Origin of the sequence: Methylomonas rivi, assembly GCF_024505165.1 — a bacterium.
GTDB lineage: Bacteria > Pseudomonadota > Gammaproteobacteria > Methylococcales > Methylomonadaceae > Methylomonas > Methylomonas rivi.
On the sequence record NZ_JANIBK010000063.1, the window covers coordinates 1 to 19,417 of the forward strand.

27 protein-coding genes, 1 tRNA gene and 1 riboswitch are annotated in these 19,417 nt (G+C 52.6%); of the genes, 18 read left to right on the forward strand and 10 right to left on the reverse strand.

All coding sequences use genetic code 11. From position 1 onward, the window contains the following. On the reverse strand, positions 1–222 hold a 222-nt coding region (locus NP596_RS12295), incomplete at its 3' end, for a thiamine pyrophosphate-binding protein (protein ID WP_256615658.1). Between the two features lie 275 nt (positions 223–497). On the opposite strand from NP596_RS12295, the gene NP596_RS12300 reads away from it, so the two are divergent. The 6 genes from NP596_RS12300 to NP596_RS12325 all read left to right on the forward strand — a co-directional run bounded on the left by NP596_RS12300 (position 498) and on the right by NP596_RS12325 (position 4,520). Continuing rightward, the gene (locus tag NP596_RS12300; protein ID WP_256615680.1) at positions 498–977 is read left to right on the forward strand and encodes a DUF3375 family protein; all 480 of its coding nucleotides are present in this window, start codon (positions 498–500) and stop codon (positions 975–977) included. Position 978: 1 nt separating this feature from the next. Continuing rightward, entirely contained in the window at positions 979–1,272 is a 294-nt protein-coding gene (locus NP596_RS12305; RefSeq protein ID WP_256615681.1) for a DUF3375 family protein, read from the forward strand. 83 nt (positions 1,273–1,355) lie between these two features. Continuing rightward, positions 1,356–1,589, forward strand: coding sequence for a type II toxin-antitoxin system Phd/YefM family antitoxin (locus NP596_RS12310; protein WP_256615659.1), 234 nt, complete (start codon positions 1,356–1,358; stop codon positions 1,587–1,589). Continuing rightward, positions 1,590–1,976 carry a type II toxin-antitoxin system VapC family toxin gene (locus NP596_RS12315; RefSeq protein WP_256615660.1) on the forward strand — a complete coding sequence of 129 codons (387 nt, stop codon included), beginning with the start codon at positions 1,590–1,592 and terminating at the stop codon, positions 1,974–1,976. Positions 1,977–2,227: 251 nt separating this feature from the next. After that, positions 2,228–3,637 carry a ParB/RepB/Spo0J family partition protein gene (locus NP596_RS12320; protein ID WP_256615661.1) on the forward strand — a complete coding sequence of 470 codons (1,410 nt, stop codon included), beginning with the start codon at positions 2,228–2,230 and terminating at the stop codon, positions 3,635–3,637. A 10-nt stretch (positions 3,638–3,647) separates the two neighbouring features. Next, entirely contained in the window at positions 3,648–4,520 is an 873-nt protein-coding gene (locus NP596_RS12325) for a DNA adenine methylase (protein ID WP_256615662.1), read from the forward strand. An 83-nt stretch (positions 4,521–4,603) separates the two neighbouring features. Here NP596_RS12325 and NP596_RS12330 read toward each other — a convergent pair whose 3' ends face one another. Beyond that, complete coding sequence (locus NP596_RS12330) at positions 4,604–4,894, reverse strand: nucleotidyltransferase family protein (RefSeq protein WP_256615663.1); 291 nt, start codon at positions 4,892–4,894, stop codon at positions 4,604–4,606. A 152-nt stretch (positions 4,895–5,046) separates the two neighbouring features. On the opposite strand from NP596_RS12330, the gene NP596_RS12335 reads away from it, so the two are divergent. The 7 genes from NP596_RS12335 to NP596_RS12365 all read left to right on the forward strand — a co-directional run bounded on the left by NP596_RS12335 (position 5,047) and on the right by NP596_RS12365 (position 7,437). After that, positions 5,047–5,178, forward strand: coding sequence for a hypothetical protein (locus NP596_RS12335; RefSeq protein WP_256615664.1), 132 nt, complete (start codon positions 5,047–5,049; stop codon positions 5,176–5,178). A gap of 79 nt (positions 5,179–5,257) precedes the next feature. Beyond that, the gene (cas6e, locus tag NP596_RS12340; protein ID WP_371927949.1) at positions 5,258–5,488 is read left to right on the forward strand and encodes a type I-E CRISPR-associated protein Cas6/Cse3/CasE; all 231 of its coding nucleotides are present in this window, start codon (positions 5,258–5,260) and stop codon (positions 5,486–5,488) included. A 7-nt stretch (positions 5,489–5,495) separates the two neighbouring features. Then, positions 5,496–5,672, forward strand: a complete 177-nt coding sequence (locus NP596_RS12345) for a hypothetical protein (protein ID WP_256615665.1) — start codon at positions 5,496–5,498, stop codon at positions 5,670–5,672. A gap of 47 nt (positions 5,673–5,719) precedes the next feature. Further along, positions 5,720–5,995: a type II toxin-antitoxin system Phd/YefM family antitoxin gene (locus tag NP596_RS12350; protein WP_256615666.1), complete on the forward strand. Its 276-nt coding sequence runs from the start codon at positions 5,720–5,722 to the stop codon at positions 5,993–5,995. After that, positions 5,992–6,297, forward strand: a complete 306-nt coding sequence (locus NP596_RS12355) for a type II toxin-antitoxin system RelE/ParE family toxin (RefSeq protein WP_256615667.1) — start codon at positions 5,992–5,994, stop codon at positions 6,295–6,297. The genes NP596_RS12350 and NP596_RS12355 overlap by 4 nt, the downstream gene beginning before the upstream one ends. Before the next feature lie 105 nt (positions 6,298–6,402). Beyond that, positions 6,403–6,633 (forward strand): hypothetical protein, encoded by a 231-nt coding sequence (locus NP596_RS12360; RefSeq protein WP_256615668.1) that lies wholly within the window; start codon positions 6,403–6,405, stop codon positions 6,631–6,633. A 183-nt stretch (positions 6,634–6,816) separates the two neighbouring features. Next, positions 6,817–7,437 carry a 4'-phosphopantetheinyl transferase family protein gene (locus tag NP596_RS12365; RefSeq protein WP_256615669.1) on the forward strand — a complete coding sequence of 207 codons (621 nt, stop codon included), beginning with the start codon at positions 6,817–6,819 and terminating at the stop codon, positions 7,435–7,437. 67 nt (positions 7,438–7,504) lie between these two features. Here the strand turns inward: NP596_RS12365 and NP596_RS12370 are convergent, their stop codons facing one another. From NP596_RS12370 to thiC, 7 genes are all read right to left on the reverse strand, one after another. Further along, positions 7,505–8,248: a hypothetical protein gene (locus tag NP596_RS12370; protein ID WP_256615670.1), complete on the reverse strand. Its 744-nt coding sequence runs from the start codon at positions 8,246–8,248 to the stop codon at positions 7,505–7,507. Positions 8,249–8,365: 117 nt separating this feature from the next. Beyond that, the gene (locus NP596_RS12375) at positions 8,366–9,469 is read right to left on the reverse strand and encodes an NAD(P)/FAD-dependent oxidoreductase (protein WP_256615671.1); all 1,104 of its coding nucleotides are present in this window, start codon (positions 9,467–9,469) and stop codon (positions 8,366–8,368) included. A 284-nt stretch (positions 9,470–9,753) separates the two neighbouring features. Beyond that, entirely contained in the window at positions 9,754–9,960 is a 207-nt protein-coding gene (locus tag NP596_RS12380; RefSeq protein ID WP_256615672.1) for a DUF6494 family protein, read from the reverse strand. A gap of 320 nt (positions 9,961–10,280) precedes the next feature. Continuing rightward, positions 10,281–10,357: transfer RNA gene (locus NP596_RS12385), tRNA-Arg, on the reverse strand. 63 nt (positions 10,358–10,420) lie between these two features. After that, a complete protein-coding gene (locus tag NP596_RS12390; protein WP_256615673.1) occupies positions 10,421–10,984 on the reverse strand; it encodes an RnfABCDGE type electron transport complex subunit B in 564 nt (187 codons plus the stop codon). 9 nt (positions 10,985–10,993) lie between these two features. Then, positions 10,994–13,009: a methionine--tRNA ligase gene (metG, locus tag NP596_RS12395; protein WP_256615674.1), complete on the reverse strand. Its 2,016-nt coding sequence runs from the start codon at positions 13,007–13,009 to the stop codon at positions 10,994–10,996. Positions 13,010–13,143: 134 nt separating this feature from the next. Continuing rightward, positions 13,144–15,012: a phosphomethylpyrimidine synthase ThiC gene (thiC, locus tag NP596_RS12400; protein ID WP_256615675.1), complete on the reverse strand. Its 1,869-nt coding sequence runs from the start codon at positions 15,010–15,012 to the stop codon at positions 13,144–13,146. Positions 15,013–15,047: 35 nt separating this feature from the next. After that, positions 15,048–15,158, reverse strand: a riboswitch (TPP riboswitch). A gap of 242 nt (positions 15,159–15,400) precedes the next feature. On the opposite strand from thiC, the gene NP596_RS12405 reads away from it, so the two are divergent. Beyond that, entirely contained in the window at positions 15,401–15,781 is a 381-nt protein-coding gene (locus NP596_RS12405) for a hypothetical protein (RefSeq protein ID WP_256615676.1), read from the forward strand. Positions 15,782–15,786: 5 nt separating this feature from the next. Here NP596_RS12405 and NP596_RS12410 read toward each other — a convergent pair whose 3' ends face one another. Then, on the reverse strand, positions 15,787–16,791 hold the full coding sequence (locus NP596_RS12410) for a polyprenyl synthetase family protein (protein WP_256615677.1): 1,005 nt from the start codon (positions 16,789–16,791) through the stop codon (positions 15,787–15,789). A 210-nt stretch (positions 16,792–17,001) separates the two neighbouring features. On the opposite strand from NP596_RS12410, the gene rplU reads away from it, so the two are divergent. The 4 genes from rplU to proB form a co-directional block, all read left to right on the forward strand. Beyond that, complete coding sequence (gene rplU, locus NP596_RS12415) at positions 17,002–17,313, forward strand: 50S ribosomal protein L21 (RefSeq protein WP_256615683.1); 312 nt, start codon at positions 17,002–17,004, stop codon at positions 17,311–17,313. A 17-nt stretch (positions 17,314–17,330) separates the two neighbouring features. After that, a complete protein-coding gene (rpmA, locus tag NP596_RS12420; protein ID WP_256600366.1) occupies positions 17,331–17,588 on the forward strand; it encodes a 50S ribosomal protein L27 in 258 nt (85 codons plus the stop codon). Between the two features lie 82 nt (positions 17,589–17,670). Further along, positions 17,671–18,729, forward strand: coding sequence for an Obg family GTPase CgtA (gene cgtA, locus NP596_RS12425; RefSeq protein ID WP_256615678.1), 1,059 nt, complete (start codon positions 17,671–17,673; stop codon positions 18,727–18,729). Further along, the coding region (proB, locus tag NP596_RS12430) for a glutamate 5-kinase (protein ID WP_256615679.1) at positions 18,716–19,417 on the forward strand (702 nt) is incomplete at its 3' end. The genes cgtA and proB, both read left to right, overlap by 14 nt.

Sequence of the window (19,417 nt, forward strand, 5' to 3'; positions counted from 1 at the left end):
GGAGGTCACCAGCACCACGCCGGGCTTGCCGGTGGCGCGCGCGTAGGCGTCGGCCGAATGGGTGGCGCCTTGTTCGTGGCGCACCAGAATATGTTTTACGTCGTCTTGATGAAAAATGGCATCATAGATGTGCAAAACCGAGCCACCCGGATAGCCAAAAATAAATTCGACGCCTTCGTCTTTAAGACACTGGACAACGATTTGTCCGCCGCTGAGTTCCAATTTTATGTCCTCAAAATACTAATCAAACCTGAAAATGCTTTTTACAAAAAAAGGTTGTGTAAACTACTGTCTTTAGACGCTTTCGTCAAGGAAAACCAAGCGTTTTACTTAGGTTTTCGGGCAGCGATAGCGCTGCAAATCCTAAGAGTTACCCGGACACCGACAATTTCGCCGCTTTTCTGTTCTCAAAACTAACCTCGATTACGCCACCCTAAGATCTGCTCAGACAAAAACATCCGGCCTGGCGGCTGCTGAATTCGCCGCATGCGCCGCTGATCGCCAGCTTTCTGCACCGAGCCTTCGACGCCCCCAACCAGCGGCTGATTGCTCAGGCCGCTCTGACCGAGGCGCTGGAGGATGAACTGTCCGGCCTGCGCGAACGCCTGGGTGGCGATGCCTTTCCCAAGCGGGCGCTGGAATATCTCAACGACTGGGCGGGCAACGACAAGGGCTGGCTGCGCAAATTCTACCGTCAGGGTTCGGACGAGCCCTATTTCGACCTGACGCCGGCCACCGAAAAAGCCATCGCCTGGCTGGGCACGCTGACCGAACGCGCCATCGTCGGCACCGAATCGCGGCTTTTGACCTTGTTCGAGCTGTTGAAACAGATGAGCGAAGGCAGCGAGACCGACCCGGAAACCCGCGTCGCCGAACTGCGCAAGCGCCGCGCCGACATCGACGCCGAAATCGCCCGTATTCCGTTCCGGCGATCTGCCGCTACTGGACGACACCGCGCTGGAAGCCGGCGACGATGAGATCGATGCCGGCGCCTTGTTTTCGCAAGTGGTGATCGACAAGGCGCAACTGGCCCGCCACATCCGCCACGCCTTGCAGGACAAGAGCCAAATCAGCCTGGGCGAATTGTGCCGGCAAAATCCCTTGCAACAGGGTTTGGCGGAGCTGGTCGCCTACCTGCAACTAGGCGGCGACAGCTTCAGAACCGTGGTCGACGAGCAAGCCGAAGATGTGGTCGTCTGGCAAGCTGTGGATGGCGAAGGCCGGGAATTGAGCCGGCGGGCGCGCTTGCCGAGGGTGATTTTTGTTAGATAATAGTTCAATAAAAGGTCGCGTTGCCCCGATACTGGGATTTGCTATACTAGGTTAGTCAAATTACTTGGTCAAGGGGCATGCTTATGAGCACTTATACGCTTTATAACGCCAAAACGCATTTATCCAGCTTGGTCGAACAAGCCTTTGCCGGCGAGGAAGTTATCATTGCCAAGGGCAAGGTGCCGTTGGTCAAGCTGGTGCCGATAACCGAAAGCCGTCCGCAACGCAGATTCGGCGCCATGAAAGGCCAAGCCCAGGTTACCGAAGCCTTCTTCGAGCCATTACCGGACGACGAATTGGATGCCTGGGCGCAATAGATGAAAGCGCTGCTGGACACCCATACTTTGTTGTGGTGGCTGGACGGCGACGAGAAGCTGTCTCCGATTGCGAAAGAATGGATTGCCGAGCCCAGTCATGTCGTTCTGGTCAGCGCCGCTTCGGCCTGGGAAATAGCCACCAAGGTGCGTATCGGCAAATTGCCGGGTGCCGAAGCCGTGGTCGATAGCTACCAGGATTGCCTGAAGGAACAAGGTTTTACGCCGCTGGCCATCACAACCGACCACGCTTTGCGAGCCGGCAGCCTGCCCGGCCCGCACCGCGACCCTTTCGACCGCATGTTGATCGCCCAGGCGCAGGCCGAGAATATCGCCTTGATCAGCAATGAGGCGTTGTTCGATAGTTATGGGGTTAGGCGGATTTGGTGAATGGGGAATAGAAAATTCATGCAAATGTAGGGTGGGCAATGCTTTTCTGCCCACCATTTAGAGGCCATTGCTTTAATTCCGCGTGGGCACATAAAGCGTGCCCACCCTACCGGGCTGCCGAATAAGATTTAATTAGCAGGGGCAACAAATGGTAATTAAGCTGTCCTTCAAAATGTAGGTGCGATTAGCTTGCGTAATCGCACATTTCGAAGCCAACATTAGAAATTCAATGACAAATGGAAGGTAAGGATATGTCGGAGCCAGAGGTGGTTGAGTCCAAAGTGGTATACGTGGATGTTGAAAAGTTGCAATTCGATCTACAAAATCCAAGATTTGCAATGCTTAGTGACCAGCGAGATGCGCTTCATGCATTCTGCGACGATAGCCATGCAAAAAAAATAGTCAACTTAGCTGTAAGCATATCGGAAATGGGTTTAAATCCATCCGAGCTGCTAATCGTCATTCGAAGTGAACGAAAAGGTCGATACATTGCGTTAGAAGGCAATCGTCGTTTGGCCGCCATGAAATTACTTTCATTGCCAGCAAGATTATCGGAAACACCTTTATCAAAGCCCTTTCAGACGCGCATAAGAAAAGCTGCGCAGATTGCTGACAAAGATACGCTACATCGTATCCCTTGTCGCTTATTACCCAGTCGCGAAGAAGCAAACCAATGGATATCTCTTAAGCACACAGGGGAAAACGAGGGAACAGGCGTTGTACAATGGAACGGTGAAGAAAGGGCTCGCTTCAGAGGGGCGGAAGCAGGCTTGCAATTACTCGATTACGTGAGAGAGCATGCAAAACTGACCAGCGAAGCTCAAGAAGGCTTAAAACATTTTCCGGTAACCAACCTGGACCGCTTGCTCGGTGACCCTGACTTTAGGAATGCATTAGGCATCGCAATCGAACAAGGGAAAGTCCTAATGACTCATCCAGCAGACGAAGTGCTGGCAGCCCTTACAAAAGTCATCGAAGACTTGTCGAAACGCGAAGTTACGGTAACGGCAATCAAGCTGAAAAAAGACAGGGCTGAATACCTTGATGCTATTAAGGATTATTTGCCCACTAGCGATCCGCTGGAAAATCCAACCGATTTGTCTGGTGTCGCTCCAACAACGACGAAGCCATCAACCCATTCAACCTCGACTGTCAAACCAAGCCCTAAACTGCGAAATAAGCCCTCAACTCGAGATCGAAAATCTGTCATTCCAAAGGGATGCGTGATACCGATTTACGTGCCAAAAATCAACGAAGTATTTCGAGAGCTAAGAACATTAGATGCCGATACATATCCTAACGCCGCCTCAGCCCTGTTACGCATATTGATTGATACAACAACACTTGAATATATCGCTAAGCAACAAATCCCAGTTAGAAACACAGGAACGGGACAACCAGATTTTAAACCAAGGATCGAGGCCGTTTTAGATCACTATAAGGCAGCCACAAGCCAAAGAGATGTCTGTAACGCGGCAAAAAATGCGTTATTACAACCTTCTGGCGCCATTTATATCGAACAACTCCATGGTCAACTTCATAGTCGGTACACACATCCTATCCCCGACAATTTGCGATTAGGCTGGGATATGATCGAGAATTGGCTAAAAGGTGTCTGGTTGTCATTAGAAATGCTGACCAATACATCGAAGAATCCGTAGAATAATCGGCATGACAACGTCAAATTTTTTCACTCCATTGCGCTATCCAGGCGGAAAAGGAAAGCTCGCTGAATATCTTAAGGCCATAGTATTGGCAAATGATTTAGTAGGTGGAACCTATATTGAGCCTTATGCAGGTGGTGCCGCAGTTGCATTAGAACTGCTTTTGCTCGGTTACATGGACGAAATTCATATAAATGATCTGAATCCTGGCGTCTACGCGTTTTGGCGCTCAGTCCTTGAAGAAACTGACGAGTTAGTCGAGTTAATTGAAAGGACTCCGGTAACGATTGAAGAATGGTACAAACAAAAATTCATTCAACTCAATACCACCACGGCAAGCTTAGAATTAGCATTTTCTACCTTTTTCTTAAATCGATGTAACCGGTCTGGCATCTTGAAAGCGGGTGTTATTGGTGGCAAAGATCAAACTGGAAAATGGAAGCTTGATGCACGATTCAATAAGCCCGACTTAATCTCTAGGATTAAAACAATTAAGCGTTTTAAACACCAAATTTTTGTACACAACCTAGATGCGGCCAAATTGATTAAGACTTTGACTGATGACGTAAAAGGCAATGTCTTGTTCTATTTAGATCCGCCCTACTACGTTAAAGGTAAAGGTCTCTACGACAACTTTTATTCACATCAAGACCATCTCGAAATTGCTGAACAGATTGGAAAAGTAAAATCGGCTAAATGGGTGGTTTCATATGATGATGTTGAAGCCATTTGTGAAATGTATAGTGCTTACCGCATGTTGCGCTACCGCCTGAGCTATAGCGCCCAAAAACGCGAACAAGGTGGTGAAGTTATGTTTTTTTGTGATGCATTGAACATTCCCGAAGTACCTAGCTCAGCCCCTATGCATATGGTTGCTTAATTTCAGAGCCGTAGGGCGGATAAGCGAAGCGCCATCCTCCCCAGCAATCGTCCAGATAGAATAGCCATTCGCGCGCGGCGGATTCAGACATCGATGGCTTCCTTTTCAATAAATGGTCGCAATTCCGGACGCAAGGCTTTGTCGGTGACCAAATCTACCGGGCAGCCCAATTGATCTTCCAGATAAAATTGCACCCCGAAATAACGGACAGAGGAGGCCGGGCCATCGAAGCCGACCAAAATGTCCACGTCGCTATTGTCCCCGGCTTCGTCGCGCGCGGTGGAGCCGAATAAAGCCAATTGCGTGACGCCGAATCGTTGTGCGACAACGGGTTTGATTTTTCTCAGTAGCTCTAACGCATGGTTCCGATTCATAAGGCTTCGTTTGTTAAGTTCGTAAAGTTCTGTTTTTCCAGTTGGCAATGAATAGTAGCATCGAAAGCCAAAAATCAGATTGTCTCTGCTAGCAATGGTTTTACCCTAAAATACGCGCAATTCAACGCCTGCTCAATCAGAACAAGATAACCATGACCGAAGCCGACATCGAAATAGCATCGCAATACGACCTGTCGGTCGTGGTTATCCCATTTCTACTGGCGCCCAAGCGCCAGCTTGGGTGCTCGGTCTTGGAAGCTCTTGCTTCCGGAACAAGCAAATGAAAGCTGGAGCTTTCAAGAACCCATTCCAAAGCAGTAGCTTGGGAACTAGAGCCAATAAATCACCCTAAGCCAAGCTTGGTTGGAGAGCAAGCTGCATGATTTCGCGGAGCTGGAAACCTTGATCGTACAACCCGGACCGGTAACATATTTCCGGAAACCCAAGGAAGGGCATAGCGGCAAAATTCAGACAGTGTTGTTCGATGGCGTAATGACAGTAACCGATTCGCTTGCGTTTGCGGTACAAGTTGCCCATGGTATTGTCCCGGCCAAAGCCTTCGGCTGCGGCCTGCTATCCATTGCGCGAGTTTGAGAAAATCATGCCGTTCAAACCTTTCATTCATCCCGCAGATGCATCCGCTTATTGGGCTAAAGTAGCCAAAATTCCTGTGTCAGCGCTTTCGACTTCACCGGTGACTTTCCACAAAATCCAAAACAAAGGCCTTGACCGGGCCAAGGCATTCGGTTGTGGTTTGTTGATGGTCAAGCGAATATAATCAAACTTAAATTAATCCGAATTAAGTCCTATCCTGGTTGTATCGAAATGAAATTATCCGAAAATATAAAACCTATCAGTTACTTAAAAGCCAATGCCGCCGAGGTGATTGCAAAGCTCAAATCCGATCATCAAGCCATGGTCATCACCCAAAACGGTGAAGCCGCCATGGTGATTCAGTCGGTTACCGATTACGAGCAAACTCAGGAAACCTTGGCCTTGCTGAAAATATTGGCCCAAAGCCAGCAAGCCTTGGCGGATGGAAAGACAGTCTCCAGCGAAGAGGCTTTTGCCCGTTTACGCGAGCGGCGCGGCTTGGCATGAGTGTTCCGGTAGTGCTGACCGAGCCGGCCGTGTCGGATTTGTTGGCAATTAACGATTACTATTTGCTCGCAGTCAGCGACAAAACGGCGGCCAAAATCATCGATAGCCTGGAAGCCGCCGTCAACAGCCTTGCGGCGTTAACTGAGCGCGGCTCCGTTCCGAAAGAATTGCTGGTCTTGGGGATTCGGCAATACCGCCAATTGATCGTAAAACCGTATCGCATTATTTACCAAAGAATGCCCGACCAAGTCTCGTCGTGCATGCCGTTCTGGATGGGCGCCGCGACATCCAAACGCTATTAAATCAGCGCTTGATCGGTATTCGCTAGCTTTATCGGCTTCGGTATTCAGGATGACTGACTCTTGCTCCCACCCCTAAAACCCATTGCCATGTAAGAACGCGTTTCGATGGTCTTCATCGAAAAAGGCCGGATCGACGTCAAGGACGGCGCCTTCGTCGTCATCAACGAAACCGGCATTCCGGCTGCGCGCAAATTCGATCAAAATCATCCAAGACAGCAGCAAAGGCATCGTCGGGAAAAAGGCAAGACCTTTACCAAAACCGTGCGTGTGCCCTTGTTGCACGAAGAGCAGCAACAAGCGCGGTTGGAGCGCAGCACCTGCGGGGATGAACTGTAAACTCAATATGTTTTACGTCGTCTTGATGAAAAATGGCATCATAGGTGTGAAAATCCAGTGTTTTGTTAAGGATTTTTAATCCGGCGCAAGTGTTCATGTATAGCGGGGGAAGGTTTGGAAGGCAATTTTGTTGATATCTGGCGGGGCTGCTTAAGTATTGAAGCTGACATAATCGCCGAAAAGATGGATGCGCTAAGTGAGCCGGAAAAGCAGAAAGCAAACAATTTCAAGCTGCCTATCATGCGCCGCCGCTACATTGCAGTGCGTTATCTGCTGCGAAAAACCCTGGCGGATTATTTGCAAACCGAGCCGCGCGCGCTGCAATTTCAAATCGATACCTACGGAAAACCGTTTTTGGCTTGCGGATCGTTGCATTTCAATATTTCCCATACCGCCGATTTATTGATGATAGCGGTGGCCAACTTTGCGGACATCGGCATCGACGTCGAAGCGGTCAAGCCGCGCGGCAATCTGGACGGCTTGGCCGCGCGCTGTTTTGCCGAAACTGAATATCAAGCCTGGCGGCGGCTTTCCGGCGCGCAACGGGAAGCGGTGTTTTACCGCTTGTGGACCAAAAAGGAAGCCTTCGTCAAGGCGGTCGGGCGCGGCTTGGCCTTGGGTTTGGAAAAATGCGAAGTGGAATTGCAGGCTGGCGGGCAATTCATCAGCATTCCGGCGGAATTCGGCGGCGCGGCAGATTGGAAAATCACTGAATTGCCGGTGAACGCCGAATCGGCCGCCGCGCTAGTGACCCCGAACCACAGCTTTACGTTGCGGCAGCTGTCGTTGTCCTCCTTTGCTTAACCGAGCGGTTGTGAAACTTAGCTAATGTCAGCCTTGGCGCCCGTTAAATCCAGGTCTTTTGCGAATTTCAGGTTGCCGTGGACTTTCGCATAATTTGTTCGAATTCCCATTGGCAAAACAGCGGCATTTCATGGCCGAACGAAGCGTCGTGGCTTAGCGTCCATATGTTGGGAATGCACCATCTATCGAATACCCGCAGGCGGCCTTGGCCGAATTGGCCGTACAGTACGGTCATGCTGCCCTCATCCTCGGGACTATGGTTTTCGACCAGCATTTTGAACAACAAGCCCATCACCAGCAACACGTCGGCATAGTGCATTTGAACTTTGAGTTTCGAGGTGAAGTAGCTGTCGCGGGTATAAAAGGCGGGTTCGGTTTTAGCGCACTCCAGTACATCGTACCGGCAATCGGATGCATGTAGATAAGCATGCGTGATTTTATCCGTGACTTTAAATGTAGCGTTGAAATCCACAAAGAAAAAATAATCGTATTCGTTTCGCTGCGGGGGAACCTGCGATTGCTCGGCTATCCACGGCATAAAGACATTAAGGCCGCTGGAAGGCTCTAAATAATGTTCCCCTAACAGCATCCCCTCTTCGGAAAATTCGTATATTTTACAAGCGCACGTAAATAGGGTTTTGATTTTATCTAAAAAATCATCGGTGTCTTTTTTGAAAATAACAAACGAACCATAGCGTTTATTCAATTCAACAGTTTGCACGGGCAGGTTATTTTGCATGATGTTCGCTTCGGAGATCTCTGCATCATGCGCCATGCGATTATGAACCAGCCACATATACCTTTTTATCATAATGATTCTCCAGTAATAGCGCATTGAGAAATGCGGTTGTAGATGACGGACTTAATAGCCGGAAAGCCAGCAGTTCAAAGTGTTGAAACTGACGGCTTTCCGAGCCGGTCATGTGTTTTAGAATGCCAGTTTCCCTTGCAAATCGGCCGGCGTGAATGGACCCGGTTCGGCAATCAGCGCGCGTGCTTGGTTTACCCTGTCCCACACGTTCCATAACAACACACCGCGTACCCGGCCCTGTTCCAAATAATAGATCACGCCTTTTTTGTAGGGTTCAAGCCAGTCTTCCAGCGTTTCCAGACGGGAATCTGTTTTGCCGACGGCTTCGTAGCCCAGGTCGAATAAATCGGAGTAAAAGTAAGGCAGATGATGATAAGGCCGCGATTCGCCCGCCATGTTTCGGCCGGCGTATTCGCCCATGGTCAGCGCATTGTCCTCGTGTTCCGCGCGCAGGCGCATGCCCAGACTGGGGGTGTAGAAATTGGCGGCATCGCCGGCCGCAAAAATATCCGGGTGCCCGGCGCGCAACATTTCGTCCACGACGATACCGTTATCAACGGCTAATCCGGCTGGTTCGAGCCAGCGGAGATTGGGTTTGATGCCGATCCCGGCTACTACCGCATCCACCTCGATAGTCTGTTTTTCGGTTTTCTCTACGTTGCCGGCATCCAGGAACAAGCGGTCTTGTTTTCGGGTTAATCCCGTGACCATTTGCCTCGGCATGACCTTGACTCCTTTGTCTCGGTAATAGCCGTTCAGGAACTGATTCAGATTATGTGGAAACAGAGCGGCACCGATGCCTTCCTCCGGAAATAACAGGGTTACTTGTTTGCCGTTCATCGCCAGCGCCGCGGCGATTTCGGAACCGATGAAGCCGCCGCCGAAGGGCAGCTTTACAGGGTCTCCGCCCGTGGCGATGAGCAGTTTTTCGAAATGGTAGCTGTTTCCCTGATCATCGATGACGGTCTTGTCGGCCGCTATCAACGTTTGCGCGCGGCATCCCAAATGCAGCGTTACCCGCTGCTCTTCGAGCGGATACCAGATCTTTTCCAATGGTTTTCCCCGCCATAAACCTTTGGAAAGCGGCGGGCGTTTGTAGGGTGGATGGATTTCGGCGCTGATCAAACCGATAGTTCCGTTGGAATCGATGGCTCTAATGCCGTTGATGGCGGCATAAGCGGTCATGCCTCCGCCGATAATAAGATAGCGATAATTTGACATTTCCCCCTCCTCATTAAACACAGATAATCGCACCGGAGATGTGCGGGCATGTTCATTCGGGTTGTGCGATTTTTCGACAATATCCGGGATATTGTTTGCGGCTCGGAATCGCAAGGTATCAAGGCCTATCGGCGTTGCTTCTTCTTCGGGGCGCGCGGTTCCATCCGTTGCCAGTGACAAACCGAACTTTGGCTACATAGATCGCGGTTGGGACGTATCGTTCAAAAATCGGTCTGCCCGTGTTTTCCGGACGGCAGGGATATAAATAGGCTGCGGGGAAAAAACTATTCGAGCGCTATTTTTCCTTCGATACAGTGGCATATGTCAACCCCTGGCACTTCGAGAGTCATTTTGATCGCCAGCGTTTCCGACCCAGCCAATTTTCCGGATTCAATGGCTTTGTAAACAGCTTGTTCGATTTCGCGTTGAGACGAAATACCAACGGTTTTCAAATATTGCCGGATTTCAATGTTAAAAGTGTCTTCGTTCATATCGATTTCCTCAGCGTAAGATAATATTTTTCGAATCGGTTTATTAGCCGCCCAGTAGCAGATTAGCGCTTTAGCGCCAAAGCTACAATTTTTACGTTATCCGGCGCCTGCCGCTTGTAATGACGGCCAATAAACCACGAAACAACGATACTGATGGAGGTTAGGCCGTAAATAGGGAAATATTGAAATTTTTTTTCCGTTGCCAAGGGTGGATTTTAATGTGTGGATGCGCCTCAAAGCGCAGGCCTATTAAATGCTATTTGTGGGAAAAAACACCGCAGGGGGCGGTATAATATGCGGTTTTGGGAGGGATGTCGAAATGGCGCGCCCGAGAGGATTCGAACCTCTGACCTCAGCCTCCGGAGGGCTGCGCTCTATCCAGCTGAGCTACGGGCGCGTATCGTATGATTAGAAGCGGCATTATAAAGCTAATTAGGCGTTAAGTCATTGCCGATGCCGATTAAAGTGACGTTTTTGCGCTTTTAATTTTGGCCAGTAATTGTTTTTGCCGGTTTAAGCGTTCGGCTTTTTCCGCTTCCTGTTGCGCCAGTCGGCGGTTTTTGGCTTGAAAGCGGCGTCTGCCATGGTCGGCATTTTCGGCGGTCCAGTCCGGATCGGCGGCGGGTTGCATGCTGATGCAATTGACGGGACAAGGTGCCACGCATAATTCGCAGCCGGTGCATTCCGCCGCGATGACGGTATGCATGTGTTTCGAGCTGCCTAAAATGGCGTCGGTCGGGCAGGGCGGCAGGCATTTGGTGCAGCCTATGCAGTCCGCTTCGTTAATCACCGCGACCATTCTGGGTCGCTCGGTTCCGAAAGCGGGATCGAGCGCTTTGGCGGCAACGCCCAGTAGCGCCGCCAATTTTCCGATGCCCGCTTCGCCGCCGGGTGGGCATTGGTTAATATCGGCGCTACCTTGGGCAACGGCTTCCGCATAAGGTTTACAGCCGGCAAAGCCGCATTTGCGGCATTGGGTTTGCGGCAGCAGGGCGTCGATTTGCTCGGCAAGCGTCGAACTCATGGGGCGTCGTTACTTAACCCGCATGCCTGCTTGGGCGCCGGCGTCGGGCGATAATACCCACAAATCCTTGCCGCCCGGCCCGGCCGCCAATACCATGCCTTCCGATAGGCCGAAACGCATTTTGCGCGGTTTCAGGTTGGCGACCACCACGGTCAGTTTGCCGATCAAATCTTCCGGTGCGTAGGCGGATTTGATGCCGGCGAAGATGCTGCGGGTTTCGTCGCCGATGTCGACGGTCAAATGCAGCAGTTTTTCGGCGCCTTCCACATGCTCGGCATTGATGATTTTGGCAATGCGCAGGTCGATTTTGGCGAAATCGTCTATTTCAATCGGCTCGGCGACGGCATCGAAACGCTTGGCAAGCGGCTGCGGGGTCTTTTCCAGATTTTCCTTGGAGGCTTCCACGATGGCGGCGATTTTTTCCGGCTCGACGCGGGTCATCAATGGCGTAAACGCATTGATTTTGTGTACCAGCAAAGGCTGGGTATCGTATGGCCAAGCTTGCGGCGGCAAATTCAGGAATTGTTCGGCATTGGCAGCCAGGGTTGGAATTACCGGCTTCAGATAGGCGACCAGAATGCGGAACAGGTTTAAACCGACGCTGCAGACTTGTTGCAGCTCAAGTTCCTTGCCTTCTTCCTTGGCGATCACCCAGGGTTTTTTGTCGTCGATATACTGGTTGGCTTTGTCCGCCAGCGCCATGATTTCGCGCATGGCCTTGCCGAACTCGCGGCTTTCGTAGAGGTCGGCAATGTCGCTTTGCGCATCGACAAACTGCTGGAACAGGGTGGGCTCGGCGCATTCGCCGGACAGCTGGCCGTCGAAGCGTTTGCTGATAAAGCCGCTGCAACGGCTGCCGATATTGACCACTTTACCGACCAGATCGGCATTCACGCGTTGGGTAAAGTCGTCGAAGCTCAAGTCGATGTCGTCGACGCCGGCGCTGAGTTTGGCGGCAAAATAGTAGCGCAGGTATTCCGGGTTCAGGTGGTCCAGATAAGTGCGGGCCTTGATGAAGGTGCCGCGGGATTTGGACATTTTTTCGCCGTTTACGGTTAAAAAGCCGTGGGCGAAAATCGCGCTGGGAGTGCGGAAGTCGGCGCCATGCAACATGGCCGGCCAGAACAGGGCGTGGAAATAGATGATGTCCTTGCCGATGAAGTGATACAGCTCGCTGGTGCTGTCCTTGTGCCAGTAACTGTCGAAATCCATGCCCAGTTTGTCGCACAAGGCCTTGCAGCTGGCCATGTAGCCGATGGGTGCGTCCAGCCACACGTAGAAGTATTTGCCGGGTGCGTCGGGTATTTCGAAACCGAAGTAAGGTGCGTCGCGGGAAATGTCCCATTCCTGCAGGCCGTTTTGCAGCCATTCCGCCATTTTGTTGCTGACTTCCGGCTGCAAATGGCCGGCGCGGGTCCAGTCGTTCAGCATGTCGCTGAAGTCGCCCAAGTTAAAAAAGTAATGCAGCGAATCTTTTTCGATCGGCTTTTCGCCGGAAATGGCCGATACCGCGTTTTTTAGTTCCATCGGCGAATAAGTGGCGCCGCAGGCTTCGCAATTGTCGCCGTATTGATCCGCCGCGCCGCATTTCGGGCAATCGCCTTTGATGAAACGGTCCGGCAGAAACATGTTTTTAACCGGGTCGTAAGCCTGGGTAATGCTGCGGCTGCTGATGTGGCCGCCGTCGCGCAGCCTTTTGTAAATCAGGCTGGACAGGGTTTTGTTTTCCTCGGAATGGGTGCTGTGGTAATGGTCGAATGCCACGCCGAAGGCGTCGAAATCGGCGCGGTGTTCCTGTTCGACCTGGGCAATCAATTGTTCCGGCGTGATGCCTTCTCTGTCGGCCCGCAGCATGATGGGCGTGCCGTGGGTGTCGTCCGCGCAGACGTAATGGCATTGGTGGCCGCGCATTTTCTGAAAGCGTACCCAGATGTCGGTTTGGATATATTCGACCAAGTGGCCTAAGTGAATCGGGCCATTGGCATACGGCAAAGCGCTGGTAACAAGGATTTTTCGGTTAGACATGGAGGCAAAAACAGCATGAAAAATGGACCGGCGATTATGGCATAAAACGGCTAGTCTTTCATGGCTGTGCTGCCCGGAGCGGTGCCGGAGCCGGTTTGCGGCCATGCAAACCGGCTGGCACAAGCCGGGTTTGTTTACACTTCGTGATAGATTGCCGCGCCTTCTTTCAGGAATTGCTCGGACTTTTCAACCATGCCTTGTCTCAGCGCTTCTTCTTCCTGCAGACCTTTTTCCGCCGCGTAGTCGCGTACGTCCTGGCTGATCTTCATCGAGCAGAAATGCGGGCCGCACATCGAACAGAAATGCGCGACTTTCGCCGATTCTTTCGGCAAGGTTTCGTCGTGAAACGAGCGGGCTTTTTCCGGATCCAGCGCCAGATTGAACTGGTCTTCCCAGCGGAACTCGAAGCGGGCTTTGGACATGGCGTTGTCGCGGATCTGCGCGCCGGGGTGGCCCTTGGCCAGATCGGCGGCGTGGGCGGCGATCTTGTAGGTGACGATGCCTTCGCGGACATCCTGTTTGTTGGGCAGGCCCAAGTGCTCTTTCTGAGTGACGTAGCACAGCATCGCGCAACCGTACCAGCCGATGTTGGCGGCGCCGATCGCCGAAGTGATGTGGTCGTAGCCGGGGGCGATGTCGGTGGTCAAAGGCCCCAGGGTGTAGAACGGCGCCTCGAAGCAATCTTCCAGCTGCTTGTCCATGTTGACCTTGATCATTTGCAGCGGCACGTGGCCCGGGCCTTCGATCATGGTTTGCACGTCGTGTTTCCAGGCGATCTGTGTCAGTTCGCCCAGGGTTTCCAGCTCGCCGAACTGCGCGGCGTCGTTGGCGTCGTAAATCGAGCCCGGGCGCAGGCCGTCGCCCAACGAGAACGACACGTCGTAGGCCTTCATGATTTCGCAGATTTCCTCGAAATGGGTGTAGAGGAAGCTTTCGGTGTGGTGAGCCAGACACCATTTGGCCATGATGGAACCGCCGCGCGAGACGATGCCGGTCAAGCGTTTGGCGGTCAGCGGCACGTGATGCAGGCGCACGCCGGCGTGAATGGTGAAATAGTCCACCCCTTGTTCGGCTTGTTCGATCAGCGTGTCGCGGAAGATTTCCCAGGTCAGCTCCTCGGCCTTGCCGTCGACTTTTTCCAGGGCTTGGTAAATCGGCACGGTGCCGATCGGTACCGGCGAATTGCGCAGAATCCATTCGCGGGTTTCGTGGATGTTTTTGCCGGTGGACAAGTCCATGATGGTGTCCGCGCCCCAGCGTATGCCCCACAGCATTTTCTCGACTTCTTCCTCGATAGACGATGTAATCGCCGAGTTGCCGAGGTTGCCGTTGATTTTGACCAGGAAGTTGCGGCCGATGATCATCGGTTCCAGTTCCGGATGGTTGATGTTGGCCGGAATGATGGCGCGGCCGCGCGCCACTTCGGAGCGCACGAATTCCGGCGTGATGAACGATTGAATCGAAGCGCCGTAGGAAAAACCGGGATGCTGGCCTTGGTAACGGTCGCGCATCGCTTCCAAATTCTGGTTTTCGCGGATGGCGATGTATTCCATTTCCGGGGTGATGATGCCTTTGCGGGCATAATGCATCTGGCTGACGTTGCGGCCGGATTTGGCGCGGCGCGGATTGCGGGCCAGTTCGAAGCGCAGATGCGCGGTTTTCGGGTCGTGCAGCCGCTCATGACCGAATTTGGAGGTCGGGCCGCTCAGCAATTCGGTATCGCCGCGTTCTTCTATCCATGGCCCGCGCACCGAACCCAGGCCTTTATGCAGATTGATGTCGACATTGGGGTCTGTGTAAGGGCCGGAAGTGTCGTAGACATAAATCGGCGGATTCTTCTCGGCGCCGAAATGGGCCGGCGTATCCGACAGATTGATCCGGCGCATCGGCACTTGCATATCGGGACGGCTGCCGGCGATATGGATTTTTTCCGAAGCCGGGTAGGAATCGATCCGGATGCTACTGCCGGTATCGGTGGTAATTTCGTTGCGGACAGCGCTCATGCTTATCTCCAAAAATCAGAATAAATCGCGAGCGCAGGGAAGACGGAGGGCTTTCCTACGCCGGCATTAACCGGGTCAGGTTCAAAGGGTTTTTCTCAGCTTTCGCGGCAAAATTGCCGAAATTGAAAGCACCCCTAGCCTTTTAAGGTGACGGTTAAGTTAAATGATTGGCGCTGTAAATGCAAGCTAATCCTGGTGTGTAGGGTAATAAAAAGCTTATAAAACAATGGGTTTTGTAGGTTGGTCAATTAGGTGTCTATCGTGAATTGCGGTTTGCCGCTACAGTTGTTTTATGGGTTGGCGGCGGGCGAATAGGGGCTTGGCGGCAAGGGCTTGATTAACGAAAATAATGGGTAGGGATATGAAATCGCTAAAGAAACGGTTCAGAATGGCATTAGCCAAGGTCGTGGATGCTGCAAATGATTTGCTGTTATTGGCGGCCGAGGTGGCAATTTTAGAGCCGGTACAGGAATATGCCGGTTGTGTGTTGCAGGCGTGCGAGGTTCTGGAACGGCAGGCGCGGCAATTGCCTAAAGCCGGCTTTGCCGGACGCATTGTCGGGAACGCGGCTTTGTTGAGCTTGGATGAGCTGGTGGATAACGATGTGATCAGCGTCGTGGAAGAGCGTTTCGCCCTGGCCTTGGGTGAAGTCGCCGAGGGTGGTGTCGCGGAGATGATGCGGCAGTTGTTGGAAAAACTGGAGAAAAAACTGGCGCTGTTGAATGAAAACATTCAGCAGCTGGGCGGGCTGCTGAATGAGGCGGAATAGAGGGATTAATGGTCGCGCTGAACCGAGAAACGGGCGAGTTGTTCCAGGGCGGTTTTGTAGCCGGAGTCCGGCAGGCATTGTAGCGCGGCGATGGCTTTTTCGGCGGCCCTGTCGGCGCATTGCTCGGTGTATTCGATGGCGTTGGTGGCTTTAACCACGGCGTAAACTTCGTTAAATGACGCTCTGGAGCCATGGCGAATCGCGTCGATGACGACTTGGGCCTGTGCGGGCGTGCCATGCTCGATGGCGTAAATCAGAGGCAGTGTGGGTTTGCCTTCGGCTAAGTCGTCGCCCAGATTTTTGCCGAGTTCCGCGGTGCTGGCTTTGTAATCCAAGGCGTCGTCGATCAGCTGGAAGGCCACGCCCAGCTGTTGGCCGTAAACCGCCAGAGCGTCTTCCGCCGTGGGGCCGGCATCCGAAATAACGGCCGCCAGACGGGTTGCCGTGCTGAACAGAATGGCGGTTTTGCGGGCGATGACGTCCAGGTATTTTTGCTCGCTGGTGTCCGGGTTGTTGCAGTTCAATAACTGCAGCACTTCGCCTTCGGCAATCGCGGTGGTGGTTTTGGATAGTATGTCCATTACCCGCATGTTATTGGTGCGCACCATCATTTCGAAGGCGCTGGAGTAAAGGTAATCGCCGACCAGAACGCTGGCGGCATTGCCCCACACCGCATTGGCGGATTCCTTGCCGCGGCGCAACGCCGATTCGTCCACCACGTCGTCATGTAGCAAGGTGGCCGTGTGAATAAATTCGATCACTGCGGCTAGAATCAGATGATGGTCATGGACCTTGCCCAGGGCTTTGGCGGCCAGCAACAGCAGCATGGGCCGCAAGCGCTTGCCGCCGTTTCCGATAATGTAGTGGCCGATTTGATTGATCAGAACCACATCCGAACTCAGCTCGGTCAAAATCAGCTGGTCTACGGCCTGAGTTTCGATTGCCGTCAGGTTTTTGATCGAATCGAAATCGATGGTTACCGAATCGGTGCTTAAGTGTGTGGCTGTCATGAGAGATTTGAAAAGTTCATTCGGTGGCGCGGGGCTTTGGATAAAATGGCCGTCATGCTATTTATAATGCCGGTTAGTGTCAATAGTACCACCATGGAATTTGCTTGGAATTGTCAAATTAACTGTAATTTAGGTTTGACGGCGCCCATGTTTGAAAATATAATCCGCTGTTCACTTTTAACAGATATATGCTTGATGGAGCTTGCGCTGATGTATGCGGTAATTCAAACAGGTGGTAAACAGTATCGTGTCGCAGAGGGTACTACCTTAAAAATCGAAAAACTTGAGTTGGGCGCCGGCGACAGCGTAGAGTTTGACAAGGTGCTTATGGTTCAATCGGGCGACGCTGTAAAAGTCGGCCAGCCTTTTGTCCAAGGCGGCAAAGTCACTGCGACCGTGGTTTCCCAAGGTAGGCACAAAAAAGTCAGAATCATTAAATTCAGAAGACGTAAGCACCATATGAAACAACAGGGGCATCGTCAATATTACACGGAAGTCCAGATTACTGGCATTTCCGCATAACACACGAGGTTTAGAAAATGGCTCACAAGAAGGCAGGCGGTAGTACCCGCAACGGACGCGACTCTAATGCTCAGCGATTGGGTGTTAAACGTTTTGGCGGTCAAGTGGTAAAAGCGGGCAACATTTTGGTTCGCCAACGCGGCACCAAATTCCACGCTGGCGACAATGTCGGCATGGGCAAGGATCACACCTTGTTTGCGACTGTCGATGGCGTTGTGGTTTTTGAGGAAAAAGGCGCTAAAAACCGCAAATACATCAGTATTGCAGCGGCATAAAAATTCCTGGCTGTGCTTTTGGCACAACTGACACAAAAGGCCTCGTTTTTTAGCGGGGCTTTTTTGTTTATACCGGTAGATTATGAGATTTGTTGACGAAGCGGAAATCCGCGTAGAAGCTGGTGATGGTGGCAATGGCAAAGCCTCGTTTCGCCGTGAAAAATATATTCCCCTGGGCGGCCCTGACGGCGGCGACGGCGGTGACGGCGGCAGCGTGTATCTGGTGGCTACCGAAAACGTCAACACGTTGGTCGATTTTCGCTACCACTCGGTACATCGCGCCCAGCGCGGCGAAAACGGCGGCAGCCGCGATTGCACCGGCAAAAAAGGCGAGGATTGTCTGGTGGCCGTGCCGCCGGGCACGATAGTCTATGAAGCCAGCACCGGCGAAAAGATCGGTGATCTCACGCGGCCGGGCCAGCGCTTGCTGGTGGCCAAGGGCGGTTTTCACGGTTTGGGAAACACCCGCTTCAAAAGCAGCATCAACCGAGCGCCGCAGCAGACCAGCAAAGGCTCGGCCGGCGAACACCGTTTGTTGCGTCTGGAGCTGATGGTCATCGCCGATGTCGGTTTGTTGGGTATGCCCAACGCCGGCAAATCCAGTTTAATCAGGGCGGTTTCTTCGGCCCGCCCGAAAGTGGCCGATTATCCGTTCACCACGCTGCATCCCAATCTGGGCGTGGTTCGCGTCGACGATCTGCGCAGCTTTGTGATTGCCGATATTCCCGGCGTGATCGAGGGTGCGGCCGAAGGTGCCGGGCTGGGTTTGCAATTTTTAAAACATTTGTCCAGAACCGGTTTACTGTTGCATATCGTCGATATTGCTCCTTATGAAAGCGATGAATCGCCGGTGAGCGCGGCACGTAAAATCATTCAGGAAGTGGAAAAGTGGAGCGACGAGCTGGCGAATAAACCACGCTGGCTGGTGCTGAACAAAATAGACAATGTGCCGGACGATGAAATCGGGCAGCATTGTCAGGCCATCGTGGATGAGTTGAGCTGGAGCGGCCCGGTTTTCCATATTTCGGCGCTAAAAAATCAAGGCACGCAAGCCTTGATGTACGCCATTATGGATTTCCTGGAACAGGAAAAAGCCCAGCAAAAAGAACAGGAGCAGGAGCTGTCCCGTGAGCCGGAGTGATTTTCGCCAAGCCCAACGCGTCGTCGTCAAGATAGGCAGTTCGCTGCTAACCGACGGCGGGCGCGGCCTTAATGTCAAAGCCATAGCCGAATGGGTGGCGCAGATGGCCATGCTGAGGCAGCGTAGCGTTGATGTGGTGCTGGTGTCTTCCGGTTCGGTTGCTGAAGGGATGAGCCGCTTGAAGCTGAAAACCCGCCCGAAAACCTTGCACGAACTGCAGGCCGCGGCTTCGGTTGGGCAAATGGGCTTGGTGCGGCGGTTTGAAAATGAGTTCCAGCAGCACGAATTGCTGGCTGCGCAAGTTTTGCTGACCCATGACGACTTGTCCGACCGGCAGCGGTATTTGAATGCGCGCAGTACCTTGCTGACCTTGCTCGATTACGGTGTGGTGCCGGTGATTAACGAAAACGATGCCGTCGCCACCGAGGAAATCCGTTTCGGCGATAACGACACCCTGGGCGCCTTGGTGGCCAATTTGGTGGAAGCCGATCTGCTGATCATACTTACCGATCAAACCGGCTTGTACGATGCCAATCCCAGCCTCAATCCCAATGCCCAATTGATAACCGAAATCAGTGTCGACGACGGTTTGTTGGACGAAGTGGCGGGGGGGAGTATCAGCGGCTTGGGGCGGGGCGGCATGTACACCAAAGTCCGCGCCGCGCGCTTGGCGGCGCGCTCCGGCGCG